The sequence below is a fragment of the Trichloromonas sp. genome, from assembly GCF_034006665.1.
Lineage (GTDB): Bacteria > Desulfobacterota > Desulfuromonadia > Desulfuromonadales > Trichloromonadaceae > Trichloromonas.
The window spans coordinates 1-14278 of record NZ_JAVESI010000041.1 but is presented as its reverse complement, the minus strand read 5'-3'; the positions used below and the strand labels follow the sequence as shown (position 1 = coordinate 14278).

The following is a 14278-nucleotide window of genomic DNA, read 5'->3' as shown; positions in this document are numbered from 1 at the left end:
TTTTTCCAGTATAAATGTTAAAATAGGGGTAATTATAGGTTTTTCCCGTTCTCGTTATGCCCCCCCCGGACCGGGGGGGCTGTTATGTTTTCCGCCGGGCGGACTGCTGTGCTCGCTCTGCTCGCGTCGGGCGACCGACGCGGCGACGATTGACAGGCAAAGCGGCCTGGGCCTGGGGCGCCCCGGTTGGCTTTTGTGCTTCAACCCACGCCCGGACTTCTTCTGCATCCCATCTTAGCGATCCACCGACTTTAAAAGATCGCGGCCAGCGGTTTTCTTCTTTTCGGAATCGTGCATTTCGAAGCGTGCTGGGTGCAACTCGTAAAATTTCTGCTACTTCATTGAGCGTCAAAAGTTTTTCCATGATTAGTCCTCCTCCTCCTCTTCTTCTTCTTCTTCTTCTTCTTCTTCTTCTAAATCTCCGAGCCACAAATTTTCCGGAGCAATGTTTTCAGCGATTTTTTCGATTTTTTGTTCTGCTGCTTCTGCGTCATCAGTCAAATCCGCAATATAGTTGCAACCGTTCCAGACAATTTCGCAGCCCGAAACGACACGTTCAGCTAATGGCGAAATTTTACGCAATGTGCGATTGAGTTCTTCAACGGTGATTCTTTCTTCTGTGTAGTACCTTCTGCTTAATCCATAGACAACCCACGCCGGACTTTCGAATCCAGGTTTTTCATATCCAGCCGACAGCGTTTTATTGATACAATCGATTTCAATAAATGCTCGTTGTGCGTGTGCGTTGCCGACACACTGACAAAAAAGCGGAGTAACATCGTCGTTCTCATCGAAAAATTTGATTTCAACTATTTGATTGTCCATGTTTTTCTCCTTTTCGGTTTTGTGTTTGTAATGATACGCTATCAACAAATTTTCTTACGTGTAACTGACTTTTTTGTCTTGCCGTTGTTTTTTTGCTCTCTGTTGATTACATAGTACCTAATCCATCATGACTATGCAACCCCCCCGCTGCTCTAACTATTTGATATAGTTGCCCTTTTTGGAAGATGTTAGTAATGGTGTATATATCCTATTACTAACATTTATTTTACTTGGTTCAGTCTGTTTCTGTTTTTCTGTTTAATTTCGGTTAGTTACAAGGAAAAAACAGGGATGAATGAAATTTAATATTTTTTATTGAAAAAAAAATGGTCGAGGGGGGTTGCCGGGTGGGGGTGTTTGTGACAATTTTGTGACAAATTTCGAGAGTTCTAGCGGTAAAAATCGGGTTTTCTTGTGACAATTCTGTGACAAATTGTGACAATTTTTTTGAAAAAACAGCTGATTTTGATTTTTTCGGGAGAGATTAAAAAGAAAGAGAGACTAAGCTAAATGCCTAATCTCTCTCGTCTTTTTCATGGTGCCCGGCACCGGGATCGAACCGGTACGATCTAGGATCGAGGGATTTTAAGTCCCTTGCGTCTGCCAATTCCGCCACCCGGGCATAAGTAGTGGCCTTTTTTAGACGATTTGACCCGGGAGTGTCAACGGAAAAGCCTTATCGCGGCGCGGATTTGCCGCCTCTGGAGGAACGATGAGCGAATTTCTGGCCTGCCCCGCATGCGGTGCAAAAGTGAAATCTTACCGCAACCCTTTTCCCACGGTCGATATTATCATCCGTGTGGGGGATAAAATCGTCCTGATCGAGCGCCGCAATGAGCCGAGGGGCTGGGCCTTACCGGGAGGCTTCGTCGATTACGGCGAAAGCCTGGAAGAGGCCGCCCGGCGCGAGGCGTTGGAGGAGACCGGCCTGGTCCTGAGCAACCTGCGCCAGTTCGGCGCCTATTCCGACCCCGGCCGCGACCCGCGCCACCACACCATCTCAGTCGTCTTCACCGCCGAGGGTAGCGGCACATTACAAGGCGGGGATGATGCAGGGAATGCGGAACTTTTCCCGCTCAATGCCCTCCCCTCCTCCCTATGCTTTGATCATCAACAAATACTCGATGACTATCGCGAGCAAAAACCGCCGATAGTGCGAGCACCAAAGCAGCCCTAAGCGCCCCAGAAATGGAGTTCCGGTTCTTCGTCAAGAAGATGATGCCGGACGCAGAGGTGAAAGTAGAAGCGCAGCCCTTCCAGGTGCGCTTCGCCCAACTCGTAGGACATACAGTTCCAATATTCGATAAGCCCCTCCTCCCCCATCCATTCCCGCTCTGGGGTCGCCTTGGCCAAGTCCTCCAGGGAAGCGAAGGCCCGCTCGCGAGAGCATTTAAGCTGCCCCTGCAAAGCGCGCACCGCGTCGGCTTTGTCCCGGACGGCCTGACGGCGTAAAATCCACAGGGCGAAAACAAAGGGCAACCCGGTGTGTTGCAGCCAAAGCTCGGCGAGATCGTAGATATAGGGGGCGGCCTTTTCCTGGGCCGATTTCAACGCCTGGTCACCGATCAGCAGGGCGCTACCCCCTTCGGCGATGACCGCCTCGACCGAACCTTCGGGCACGGCGTAACGGACATCCCGAAGATCATAGAATTCCTTGAGAATAATCTTGAGCAGATTGACCGAAGTCGCCGAATCGCCGGTCAGGGCGATATCGAAATCGCTCAAGGTATCGATGGGGCGGCCGGAAAAGAGCAATACACTCCGCACCGGCCCGCAAGCGCTGATGGACAACTCGGGCAATAGCAGATATTTCCGCCAGTTGCGGGCATATTCAAAGGAGGATGAGGGGCTGACGTCGACTCCACCTTCGGCCAGCAGATGGTTGAGATGGGAGGGGACGCCGTTGACAATGGTGCCGCCGAAGCCGCAGTTCGACAGATAATGGAAGAACGGGGCGCAGTTGATGTATTGGATGTGACCGACGACAAGACTCATGGCTGTTTCATCTCCAGCAAAGGGTGCTCCTCCTCGGGATCGGGCAGGTCGGCGAGCCGGATTCCCTGGGATTCCAGGAGCATGCCCGTCACCCGCAGATATTCGGTAACGGCGCGGTTGTAATCGGCCAGGGATGCAATCTGATCGGTGCGGGCCAGGGCCAGATCTTCCTCCCCTTCAAGCACGTCGCGGGTGGTCGCCAAACCCACATCCTTACGCTTGATCAGAGTGCGCAGCTTTTCTTCGGCCAGATCGCGACCGCGATGGGCCACTTCGATCTTCTTCCGGGTGACCTCGATCTGCCGCGCCGCCATGCGCACCTCGTTGCGCACCTCTTCACGCAACTGCTGCCAGCGGGCTCGTTCCCCTTTCATCAGCAGTTCGGTCCGGGCCAGTTCGTTGCGGGCCGTGCGATTGCCCAAGGGATAGCTGAGAGTCAGGCCAATCTGCCAGTTATTGAGATCGTCCTGTTCAATGCTGGAAAGATTGTCCTGGTAACCCTCGGCCAAACCCTTGCGTCCGTATCCGGCACCAAGATCGAGCGCGGGAAGCAACTGGTTGCGGTTGACCTTCCGCTCGATCTCCAGCCGTTCAATGCGCCGCAACCGCTGCTGCAGGTCGGGACGGCGGGAAAGGGCCGACTGAAAGCCGACTTCTTCGTTGACGGAAAGGTCCAGGGTCTCCAGTTCCTCATCGGCCACCTCGACCCCCTGCGGCAGATTGAGGAGTACCGCCAGCCCGTCACGGGCATCCGCATAGACCCGTTCAGCTTCGAGAAGATCGCGTTGCCGCTGGGTCAAACCGACTTCGGCTTCAAGAATTTCGATGGGCGGCAGCACCCCAGCCTCGACACGGGCGCGATTCTCCGCGAGAATCTTTTCCGCCAGGGCCACCGAAGTTTCCCGATATTTGAGATTGTCCCGATAACGGAGGACATCGTAGTAACCGTCCCGTACTTGGGAAAGGAGGGTAAAGGCCTGGGCGCGCACCTCCTGCACGGCAACCTGGCGATCCTGAACGGCATAGAGGATGCTCTGCTCGGTGACGGTTCGGCCGAAGCCTTTGAGCAGGGGCTGGGTCAGTCCGAGATAGGCCTGACTGCGCCAGGACGGATTGATCGCGGGACTGGGGCCTTTGGCCACCCGGGAACGGCTGTTGTCAAACCCGACGGTCAGTTCGCCGCCGGTGGGCAGCTGTTGGGCCAGGGAAAGGTCAAAGACCCGGGATTCGGCGACGGTCTTGGGCAGATCAAAGGAGCCCCCAGTGGGATAGCTGCTCAGATCCCGACTCTCCGCCTCGGTGAAGCTCGCGGAAGCGCGGGGATCGTAGATGCCGTAACCCTTGCGAACCAGCGCCTCGCTCGCGCGGGCGTCGAAATCCGCCGCCTTAAGATTAAGATTGCGTTCCAGCGCCAACCGCTGGGCCGCGTCCAGATCGACCCGCTGAGCCGCCCCACCTTCGTCCGCCCAGGCCAGGGCCAGCAACAATGTCGTGAAAAACCATCGTTTCATTTTCATATCCCCGGTTAATGATCGAAGAGCCGCTAATCTACACCGCGAACCAGGAAAATACAACCGTTCCGCGTCCCGGCGCCTTACCGCTCCATCCGGCTTCCGCGCCAGGACCAGTCCCAATAGGCACGGTCGATCACCTCGTCGCGGTGGAAATAGCCGAGGCTGACCGTCTCCCATTGCCACCGGTAAAGACGTAACTGCGGCAATAAACGCCCGACCGCCACCTCGTGCCGCAGCACCTCGTCCAGAGCCATGTTCAACGCTCCCGGCAGGGCATCGGTTCGCAGCAGACGCCAACGTATATCAACCATGGTCCTCCCAACCCCGCCACAAACGGCAAAGGCCGGAATAAATCCGGCCCCGCGTCCTGCTCAATCAATGTCTCGGGCGTTACAGCACCAAGCGCTCCAGAAAGCCCGTATCCACGTTTCCTTCGATGAAATCCTTGTTATCCATGATCTTCTGATGGAAGGCGATGGTCGTCTTGATCCCTTCGATGATGTATTCATCCAAGGCCCGGGCCATGCGCCGGATCGCCTCTTCGCGGGTATCGGCGTGAACGATGAGCTTGGCGATCATCGAATCGTAATGGGGCAGCACCGTGTACTGATCGTAGACCGCGCTGTCGACCCGCACCCCCAGCCCTCCCGGCGGATGGTAACCGTCAATTCGCCCCGGGGAAGGGGTGAACTTGAAGGGGTGCTCGGCATTGATGCGGCACTCGATGGCGTGCCCGCTGATCTTGATGTCCTCCTGCTTGAAGCGCAGGGGAAAACCGGCGGCGCTGCGAATCTGCTCTTTGATGATGTCGATGCCGGTGATCATCTCGGTAACGGGATGTTCCACCTGAACCCGGGTGTTCATCTCCATGAAGTAGAAATTCCCCTGCTGATCGAGGAGGAACTCCATGGTGCCGACGCTGGTATAGCCCACCGTCTTGGCCGCCGCTACCGCACATTCCCCCATTTTCTTGCGGGTTTCCGGGGTCAGCACGGGGCAGGGAGCCTCTTCGATCAGCTTCTGATGACGGCGCTGGATGGAACAGTCGCGCTCACCGAGATGGATGACATTGCCGTGCTTGTCGGCCATGATCTGGATTTCGACATGCCGGGGGCGTTCGCAGAACTTCTCGATATAGACCTCGGGATTGCCGAATCCGGCCTGGGCCTCGGAACGGGCAGCGGCGAAGGCATTGGGCAAGGAAGCGGGGGAATGGACCACCTTCATCCCCCGACCGCCGCCGCCGGCGGTCGCCTTGATGATGACCGGATAACCGATTTCGGCGGCGACGCGCTTGGCCTCCTCCGCCGTATGCACTCCTTCCTTGGTGCCGGGGAGGATCGGCACTCCGGCCTTGGTCACGGTTTGGCGGGCGCTGATCTTGTCCCCCATCAACCGCATGTTTTCCGGAGTCGGCCCAATGAAAGTCAAGCCGCAGTTGGCACAAATCTCGGCGAATTCGGCATTTTCCGAAAGAAAGCCGTAACCGGGATGAATGGCGTCGGCATCGGTCACCTCGGCGGCACTGATGATCGACTTCATGTTGAGATAGCTCTTGGCGCTCGGCGCCGGACCGATGCAGATGCTTTCGTCGGCCAGCTTGACGTGCAACGCCTCGCTGTCCGCATCGGAATGCACCGCCACGGTCTTGATGCCAAGCTCCTTGCAGGCACGAATGATGCGCAAGGCGATCTCGCCGCGGTTGGCAATGAGTATTTTATGAAACATGGAAAACTCCAGTGAGCGGGAATTGAGTCATTGGCGAGAGTGACGGAGTTGGCTCCGGGCACTCGTCACGAATCACTGGGCCTAGAGGCGCTCGACAATGAAGAGCGGCTCGCCGAATTCCACCGGTTTCGCATTCTCCTTGCAGATTTCCAGCACCTTGCAACGGAACTCGGCTTCAATTTCATTCATCAGTTTCATGGCTTCGACGATGCAAAAGACCTGTCCCTTCTCGACGACCGAACCAACTTCCACATAGGCCGGGGATTCGGGGGAAGGCGCCCGGTAGAAGGTGCCGACGATGGGTGAGGTGATGGTTTCTCCCTTGCTGGCAACGGGCGCGGCTTCAGCCGCCGCAGGGACGGCAGCCACGGGAGCCGCGACCGGCGGAGCGGCCATGACCGGTTGCGCCAGGTATTGCTGGGGTGCGGCCATCTGCACGATTTCGGTTTCTTTGCCGCGTTTGATGACGATCTTCTCGTCGGCATTTTCCATTTCAAATTCGGTGATGTCGGTATCCGTCACCATCTTGATAAGAACTTTAAGGTCTTTGATATCCATTGAGTATTGCCTCCTGATGATTGTTTTTCCGGGCCCGGGACGTAAAGCCCTTTTGCGCCGCCTTCTCTGCTCACGCCGGTGCTGAATCCAAACCCTTGGGCACACGCGTCAACCGCCGGCAGCCTTCAGCGGTCACCAGTACCGTATCCTCGATGCGCACTCCGCCCAGATCGGGGATATAGATACCAGGCTCGATAGTCACCACCATACCAGCTTCCGCCACTTCTTCCGATCGGGGAGAAATCGACGGAAACTCATGCACTTCCAATCCAAGGCCATGACCGGTGCCATGCCCGAAAAAATTACCGAATCCCTGTTCGGCGATGTACTCCCGTGCGGCCTGGTCAATGACCCGCAAGGCGGCGCCGGGGCGAACCGCCGCCATGGCCCGGCGCTGAGCTTCGAGGACCACGGAATGGATCTCCCGCAGCCGTTCCGGCACCGCCCCCAAAGCCAGGGTTACGGTCTCATCGGAATGATAACCGCGAAAGCGACAACCAAAATCGATGGTGACCAGTTCACCCGCCGCCAGCAGCTTTTCACTGGCGACACCGTGGGGCAAGGCCCCACGTACACCCGAAGCGACGATAATGTCGAAAGCCTTGTCTTCGGCGCCGTGCTTCCTGAAGGCAAATTCCAGCGCCAGGGCAATTTCGCGCTCGGCAACACCGGGGCGAAGCAAAGGACGAATTTCACCAAAACACTCGGCGTTGAGTTCCGCCGCCACTGCCATGCAGGCGATTTCCTCGTCCTCCTTGATCGCCCGCAATGTTTTGATCGCACCGGTCACCGGCACCCATTCGTGCCGCTCCGCCGACTTGCCGCGCAACTCGTCGACCGCGGCATAGCTCAGATGCTCCGCTTCGAAGCCGGCTCTCACCACGCCCTTGGCGGAAAGCAGATCAAGGACCCCGTCCCACTTCGTCCGGTACTCGCGGATTTCATCGGCCTGCACCTGCTCCTGGGCCTGGGTGACATAACGGGAATCGGTGAGGAAAAACGCTTCCCGGCCGATCACCACGAGAACCCCGTCCGACCCGGTAAAACCGCACAGGTAACGGATGTTCGGCAAATGGGTGAAGACCATTCCGTCGATTTCCCGGGAAATGAGCGCTTCCCCCGCGCGAATGACCCTTGTATTTACCATAATGTTTTTTTACGCACAATAATTATTGTTTTAATTTTACTGAAAGAGCGCGCAGGGCCAAAGCATAGCCTTCAGGACCGAAACCGCAGATCTGACCGAGCGCAACGGGAGCGATATAGGAGTGTTGCCGAAACGACTCGCGGGCATGAATGTTGGAGAGGTGGACTTCGACGGTCGGAATCGCCACAGCGGCCAGAGCATCGCGCAGGGCCACACTGGTATGGGTGAGGCCGCCGGGATTGATGATGAGGCCGGCGACCCCGTCCCGCCAGGCCTGGTGGATGCGGTCGATCAGGGCGCCTTCGTGGTTCGATTGAAAAAATTCCAGGGAAAGCCCCAGTTCTCGGGCCTGTCCCGAAAGGTCGGCATGGATGTCGTCGAGGGTGCGCGCACCGTAGATACCCGGTTCGCGAACGCCGAGCATATTCAGGTTGGGCCCCTGAAGAACCAGCACTTTCGACCGGGTATTCACGCTAGGGCTTCCTTGAGATTGCCCGCTTCGCGTAACAGCAGATAGCGACCCTTGCCGAAATTGCCTTCGCCCTTCAGGGTAAGCGCAACAAAATACTCGTCAGTCAAAATCCGCACCAGCAAATAGAAACGCTCGGTACGGATACTGACCTCCTCCATCCCCCCAAGGTGAAGGATTTCGGCGGCCTTTTTGATTTCCTTGAGGATATTGGCGTATTCGACAGCCACCAGATTAAGATCGAGTTCAGCGTCGGCACGAAAATACTGCTCGATGGCGATGCCGTCATATCCCATCAAGACGGCGCCGATACCACCGGCGGTTTCATCGACAAGGCGATGCAGAATCGCATTAAACATGAATGGCCCTCCTTTTGCGAATAGCATCCAGCCAGGCGGATAAAACCTCAGGCACGGAACGCTCGATCCGGAGATCCGCCGCCACCGTATCCGCACCGGCAAAAGCCTCCACCGGAACGGTTAAGTCCAACGTCTCTTGCGGAAATGAAGGAAAATCCGGGGTATGCGCCGACGCAAGACCGACAGGCGTCTCGGCGACCGTCACCGAAACCTGGGGGGAAAGATCCTCAACCGGCGTCGTAATATCGGCAAGCGCGGGAGCGAGAATCGTCTTTTCATCCAAGGCCGGGAGCTCTTGTGTGTCGAGCTGCTGCTTGAGCTGAATGAGCTTGTTGCGCAACTGCTCGTTATGGGGATCGGCCTTGAGCAGGTCGCGGTAGACCTTCAAGGCCTTTTGCGGAAGACCCTGACGAATATAAATTTCCGCGAGGGTCGCGGTGGCGATCGGCTCGACGGCCTTGCCGGCAACGGAGACCTCGGCGGCAGCCTCCCCGCTTTCATCGGCGACGAAAGTCCCGGCTGCGGCAGAAGTCGCAGCGGCCTGAGCACGCGTCGCTGTCGGAACGACGGCGACGGCAGCGGCCGGAGAAGAAGCCAAGGCGGCAAACAACTTGAGCACCTCGGGATCGTTCCCCTTGACCGCCCTGGCCCGCTCCAGCAGCTCCCGGGCCCCTACGGTATCCGCGCGGGACATTTTTATTTTCGCCAGTTCCTTAAGTGCCGGCAGATGGCGATTCTCAAGGATCAGGGCCTTTTCAAACTCGGCAATGGCGAGATCCTCCATCCCCTGCGCGGCGTAGGCACTGCCCAGGGCTACGTAGCCACCGGCGAAGGCAGGATTGTCCATGATCCCCTTCTGCGCCACTTCCACCGCTTCGTCGAGCATATCCATCTGCCGGTAGGCTTCGCTCAAGGGGACAAAAATCGTCGAATAGGGATCTTTGGCAAGGAGTTCGGTATAGGCGGCGATCTTTCCGAGGAGGGAACCCGGTGTGGCATGCTGGGGCATCAGTTCACCTGGTTTGTGAGAGGAGTTGAGAAAAGAGTTGTTCCGGCTCGGCAATATCGTGCAGTCCGCAATCGCCGAGACCATGATTCAGCACAAAACGCAGTTTGCCGTCACGGACTTTTTTATCCCGCCCCATGGCGGCGAGATACGCACCCAAAGGATGCACCGGAGGCTCCAAAGGGAGGCCGAAACCTTCCAGAAGCGAGCGAATCTGCCGGACATCACCTTCCGAACCATATCCGAGCAACCGGGAAAGCTCAGCGGCAACAACCATGCCGATGGCGACCGCTTCACCGTGGGAGTAAACACCGTAACCGGAGAGGGTTTCAACCGCGTGACCAAACGTATGGCCGAAATTGAGAATCGCCCGCAAAGAGCCCTCTTTTTCGTCCACTTCTACAACATCCGCCTTGATTTGGCAAGACCTCTTTACCGCCTGAATCAGCGCATCCGAGCGCAATTCCAGCAGTTCTGTCCGATGGTTAATCAACCAGACAAAGAACTCCCGGTCCCGGATCACCCCATATTTAATCACTTCGGCCATACCGGCGGCAAACTCCCGAGCCGGCAGGGTTTTCAAGGTCGCCACATCGATATGCACATGCCGGGGCTGATAAAAGGCACCGATCATGTTTTTGCCCAGGGGATGGTTGACCGCCGTCTTGCCCCCCACGGAACTGTCCACTTGAGAAAGGAGGGTCGTGGGAATTTGCGCGAAGGGGATGCCGCGCACGTAGGTAGCGGCAGCGAAACCGGTGATGTCGCCGATCACCCCACCACCCAGAGCCAACAGACCGCTGTGTCGATCGAAATTGTCGAAAAGCAAGGCGTCGTAGATTTTTTCCAGCGACTGGAGGGTTTTATACTGCTCCCCATCGGGGAGATCAATCACGGTGGGACGATAGCCGCCCCCTTCGAGGAGACGCAAAACCCGCTCGCCGTAGTAGCCGAAAACCGTCGGATTGGTAACCACAGCCACCCGGCGGGGAAAGGCCACGGCATCGAGGGCCTCGGCGAGACGTTCCAGAATGCCGTCACCGATCCAGATCGGGTAGCTGCGTTCACCAAGGCCTACCGTCAAAGATTCCATCGTCTATGCCTTCTCCCAATAAAGCGTACGTAAAATATCCCGGGCGACGGAGACAGGTGAGCCGCCCTCCCCGTCGATGACCAGATCCGCTTTTTCGTAGAGGGGCAGGCGCTGCTCAAAAAGAGCCTGCAAGCACTCGCGATCCCCGGCCAGTGGCCGGCCCTCTCCTGCGCCGATGCGGACAAGAAGCGTTTCCCAGGAAACCCGCAGATAAACCACCCGTCCCAACTGACGAAGCAAGGGCCAGTTTTCGCTGCGACCGATCACTCCCCCACCGGTCGCCAGAATCAGCGGCGCCTGATCGAGCAAACGGCGCAGCACTTCGGTTTCGCTCCGACGAAAGGCCTCTTCTCCTGAATCCGCGAAGATTTCGGGAATGGAACGACCGCTGAAGTGCTCGATTTCCCGATCGAGATCAAGAACCGGCAAGTGACAGGAATGCCCCAATTCGACGGCCACCGTGCTCTTTCCGGCCCCCATGAAGCCGATGAGGACAATGCCGTCTTTACAGGGATTGGACATAGCGACGATGCCCCTCAAGATGAGCCTGAATCTCTTCCAGCGAATCTCCGCCGAACTTCTCCAGCACCGCCTCAGCCAGGCAGATCGCCACCGCCGCTTCGGCCACCACCGCCGCCGCCGGGACGGCGCAGACATCGGAGCGCTCCACCGTTGCCTTGAAAGGCTGCTTGGTTCGAACATCCACCGTTTCCAAAGGCGTGTAGAGGGTAGGAATCGGCTTCATCGCGCCGCGCACGATAATCGCCTCGCCGTTGGTCATCCCCCCTTCGAGCCCCCCTGCGCGATTACTCTTGCGGGAAAAGGCGCCATCGGTATAACCGATTTCGTCATGGACCTGCGAACCGGGACGGCGGGCGGCCTCGAAGCCGAGGCCGATCTCGACCCCCTTGAAGGCCTGAATGCTCATCACCGCCGCCGCCAGACGCCCGTCCAGACGACGATCCCAATGAACATAGCTACCTAGGCCCACGGGCGCGCCGAGAACCACCACCTCGACGACGCCGCCGAGGGAATCCCCGGCCGCCTTGGCCTCGTCGATGGCGGCAATCATCCCTTTTTCAGCAGCAGGATCGAAGGTGCGGCAGGGAGAATTTTCGGCGCGTGCGAAGCGTTCCCGGTAGTCGGCGCATTCCGTACTCGCAGTCACGCCGCAAATTTCCGTGACATAACCACAGACCTCGATGCCCAGGGCTTTCAGAAACTTCATGCAAAGGGCGCCGACCGCCACACGCATGGCCGTCTCCCGGGCACTGGAGCGCTCGAGCACGTTGCGGGCATCGTCGTGACGATACTTGATCATGCCGGTCAGATCGGCATGGCCGGGTCGGGGATGCACAATGGCGATCCCATCGAGGCGATCCTCGGCGCGGGGGGACATCTTCTTCTCCCAATTTCCCCAATCGCGATTGACGATCGACAAGGTCACAGGCGAACCGAGGGTCTTGCCCCAGCGCACCCCGGAGAGAAATCGCACCTGGTCCTTCTCGATCGCCATACGCCCACCCCGGCCATGCCCCAGCTGACGCCGCGCCAAATGACGATTGATATCCTCTTCGCGCAGCTCGATATTGGAAGGAAGCCCCTCGATAATGGCGGTCAAGGCGGGGCCGTGGGATTCGCCGGCGGTTAAGTAGCGTAAAGTCATGATCATTTCCTACATAAACATCAACAAAAAGACAGGCAAATGCCTGTCTTTTTGTTGGAGATTTTTGTTGAGTGATATTTTATGGGTTAGGTCCTTCTATGGACAATGAAAAATTTATTTCCTCCCCTCTCCAATCGACGGAAATCGTTAAGCTTCCATTAGTCGGAGAAGAGGTTGTACCTGGTGATTCCGGGGGATTTACAAGGTCTACATAAAAAATAGGTGCACCAGGGACAGCTGAATCGAAGAATTCATAGCTAGTGTTACCTGTCAATTCAATAGTCCCAAGATCTTCCTCAACCGAGAAATTTGTACCAGCTATCGGGGGATTAAAATATTGATCATGAACAGAAAAATACAACCTCTTATTACTACCTTCGGGGATAACTATGTGTTCTCCATGCACATATGATTTTCCAGCCCCATCACCAACACTAACGATAGGCCTACCGGTATACAGGAAATTAACATTACCGACGATCTTTTTGCTGGCATCCCATTGGTTGTTCATCCCATCAAAAAAACCATTATTATTAACATCAATAATCAAGGGTTCAAACGCAGGGTCATGAGGATAATTATCAACTACACTTCCGAATGGGATATCAAAAGGATCATCGTCCTTGTCGAGATGGACATCATCATAGGAATCTTCGTAAGTTTCACCAAAATCATAATAACCACTACCATTAGAATCGATAAACTTTTCTTCGCCATCAACAACAGCGATAATTGAACAATAACCATTTAAGGGATTATTATTATTACCTAACTGTACACCAAGCTTAGTAAGATATAAGTCTTTCAGATCAGGCGTAATAGCAAGATTTTGAGGAGTTGGTCTTTGTGTTCTAAAAGTTACAGAACCTTCACCTTCGTCATTGAGATTGACAGAGCGATCAATTGCCCCACATTCACTATAGAAAGAAACAGCCGTTCCGTTGAGAACATTATAATTACCATATCTGTCAGCTAGCCTTACATTTATCTCAGCAGTAATACCATCATAAGAAAGACCTTCAATATTGAATTTTGATTGCGACAGAGAGAAATGTGCAGCAGATGGGATACCGCCGCCAATGGCAATAACACCGCTTGAGGTAGAGATGTTCGTTCCGACAACAGTAGCCAAAATAGTTACTGTTCCAGGGACCGTTCCACTATGCAAATATGCTGATACGACACCATCAACTGTACCAACTTCCAAAATAGTTGTTCCAGGTGAGGATCCGATATATTCACCACCATTCGGACCCGACAACTTCAGTTGAACAGATTGGCTCCCCAAAACCGGCTGACCATTGACATCTTTAACTAAAAATTTGATTAGTGAAGTCTCTACTCCACCCGAACCCTTAATGACGATAACTTGAGGTTCTGCAGAACTAAACTCAATGCTTCCCGAAGGTGAAGCTGCGATATCGATTATGATCGATTGTGAAACGTTACCGCATGTTGCCTTTACCGTCGCCGAACCTACATTTTCCGACGAAGCTGAGAAAGTTGCCTGGGCCTCGCCGTTTCCACCGGAAACCGTTGCATTCGGAACAATGCTGCCAAGACTTGAGTTATTTACCTCGAAGTTAACTAATGTACCATCCGCCATAGGATTTCCGTTAACATCAAGCACACGTGCCTTGAAAACCGATGTTCCGCCAACCGTCAACGACGTTGGTGAAGAAGAGATAGAAATCGACGCTGCCGAAGCCTGGTCGGAAATTTGTATCGTCAAATCCTTGCTGGCGTCATCAACCGAAGAAGTTAGAACAACATCACCCTCAACTTCTCTTGAGCCTGAATCCGTAAGATCACAATCAGAAGAATTTCAGCGAATGCAGATAAGCTATTGATTTTCTTTGTTATTTATGCTACCATCTAGCCCGTCGAAAACTCACTTGGCGGGTGAATTTTATGAAAC

General features: G+C 55.4%; 17 protein-coding genes and 1 tRNA gene. 2 read left to right on the top strand and 16 right to left on the bottom strand.

The window, feature by feature from the left end; genetic code table 11:
• Positions 1-82 precede the first annotated feature (82 nt).
• The 3 genes from RBR25_RS13900 to RBR25_RS13890 form a co-directional block, all read right to left on the bottom strand.
• Positions 83-364, bottom strand: coding sequence for a helix-turn-helix transcriptional regulator (locus RBR25_RS13900; protein ID WP_432820155.1), 282 nt, complete (start codon positions 362-364; stop codon positions 83-85).
• A 2-nt stretch (positions 365-366) separates the two neighbouring features.
• Complete coding sequence (locus RBR25_RS13895) at positions 367-825, bottom strand: hypothetical protein (RefSeq protein WP_432820154.1); 459 nt, start codon at positions 823-825, stop codon at positions 367-369.
• 536 nt (positions 826-1361) lie between these two features.
• Positions 1362-1447: transfer RNA gene (locus tag RBR25_RS13890), tRNA-Leu, on the bottom strand.
• Between the two features lie 90 nt (positions 1448-1537).
• On the opposite strand from RBR25_RS13890, the gene RBR25_RS13885 reads away from it, so the two are divergent.
• Positions 1538-2002, top strand: coding sequence for an NUDIX domain-containing protein (locus tag RBR25_RS13885; RefSeq protein ID WP_432820153.1), 465 nt, complete (start codon positions 1538-1540; stop codon positions 2000-2002).
• On the opposite strand, the gene RBR25_RS13880 is transcribed toward RBR25_RS13885, so the two are convergent.
• The 13 genes from RBR25_RS13880 to RBR25_RS13820 form a co-directional block, all read right to left on the bottom strand.
• Positions 1999-2820 carry a menaquinone biosynthetic enzyme MqnA/MqnD family protein gene (locus tag RBR25_RS13880; protein WP_432820152.1) on the bottom strand — a complete coding sequence of 274 codons (822 nt, stop codon included), beginning with the start codon at positions 2818-2820 and terminating at the stop codon, positions 1999-2001. The genes RBR25_RS13885 and RBR25_RS13880 overlap by 4 nt on opposite strands.
• On the bottom strand, positions 2817-4331 hold the full coding sequence (locus RBR25_RS13875; RefSeq protein ID WP_432820151.1) for a TolC family protein: 1515 nt from the start codon (positions 4329-4331) through the stop codon (positions 2817-2819). The genes RBR25_RS13880 and RBR25_RS13875 overlap by 4 nt, the downstream gene beginning before the upstream one ends.
• Positions 4332-4414: 83 nt before the next feature.
• A complete protein-coding gene (locus tag RBR25_RS13870; protein ID WP_432820150.1) occupies positions 4415-4645 on the bottom strand; it encodes a hypothetical protein in 231 nt (76 codons plus the stop codon).
• A 79-nt stretch (positions 4646-4724) separates the two neighbouring features.
• Complete coding sequence (gene accC, locus RBR25_RS13865) at positions 4725-6062, bottom strand: acetyl-CoA carboxylase biotin carboxylase subunit (RefSeq protein WP_432820149.1); 1338 nt, start codon at positions 6060-6062, stop codon at positions 4725-4727.
• An 81-nt stretch (positions 6063-6143) separates the two neighbouring features.
• Positions 6144-6620, bottom strand: a complete 477-nt coding sequence (accB, locus tag RBR25_RS13860; protein WP_432820148.1) for an acetyl-CoA carboxylase biotin carboxyl carrier protein — start codon at positions 6618-6620, stop codon at positions 6144-6146.
• Positions 6621-6690: 70 nt separating this feature from the next.
• On the bottom strand, positions 6691-7767 hold the full coding sequence (locus RBR25_RS13855; protein WP_432820147.1) for a M24 family metallopeptidase: 1077 nt from the start codon (positions 7765-7767) through the stop codon (positions 6691-6693).
• A gap of 22 nt (positions 7768-7789) precedes the next feature.
• A complete protein-coding gene (aroQ, locus tag RBR25_RS13850; RefSeq protein ID WP_432820146.1) occupies positions 7790-8239 on the bottom strand; it encodes a type II 3-dehydroquinate dehydratase in 450 nt (149 codons plus the stop codon).
• A complete protein-coding gene (locus RBR25_RS13845; protein ID WP_432820145.1) occupies positions 8236-8595 on the bottom strand; it encodes a roadblock/LC7 domain-containing protein in 360 nt (119 codons plus the stop codon). The genes aroQ and RBR25_RS13845 overlap by 4 nt, the downstream gene beginning before the upstream one ends.
• On the bottom strand, positions 8588-9604 hold the full coding sequence (locus tag RBR25_RS13840) for a tetratricopeptide repeat protein (RefSeq protein WP_432820144.1): 1017 nt from the start codon (positions 9602-9604) through the stop codon (positions 8588-8590). The genes RBR25_RS13845 and RBR25_RS13840 overlap by 8 nt, the downstream gene beginning before the upstream one ends.
• Before the next feature lie 4 nt (positions 9605-9608).
• Positions 9609-10694 (bottom strand): 3-dehydroquinate synthase, encoded by a 1086-nt coding sequence (gene aroB, locus RBR25_RS13835; RefSeq protein WP_432820143.1) that lies wholly within the window; start codon positions 10692-10694, stop codon positions 9609-9611.
• 3 nt (positions 10695-10697) lie between these two features.
• Positions 10698-11216: a shikimate kinase gene (locus RBR25_RS13830; protein ID WP_432820142.1), complete on the bottom strand. Its 519-nt coding sequence runs from the start codon at positions 11214-11216 to the stop codon at positions 10698-10700.
• Complete coding sequence (gene aroC / locus RBR25_RS13825) at positions 11200-12360, bottom strand: chorismate synthase (protein ID WP_432820141.1); 1161 nt, start codon at positions 12358-12360, stop codon at positions 11200-11202. The genes RBR25_RS13830 and aroC overlap by 17 nt, the downstream gene beginning before the upstream one ends.
• A 79-nt stretch (positions 12361-12439) precedes the next feature.
• Positions 12440-13990, bottom strand: coding sequence for a hypothetical protein (locus RBR25_RS13820; RefSeq protein ID WP_432820140.1), 1551 nt, complete (start codon positions 13988-13990; stop codon positions 12440-12442).
• A 7-nt stretch (positions 13991-13997) separates the two neighbouring features.
• Here RBR25_RS13820 and RBR25_RS13815 point away from each other — a divergent pair, with 7 nt between their 5' ends.
• Complete coding sequence (locus RBR25_RS13815; protein WP_432820139.1) at positions 13998-14210, top strand: hypothetical protein; 213 nt, start codon at positions 13998-14000, stop codon at positions 14208-14210.
• Positions 14211-14278: the final 68 nt, after the last annotated feature.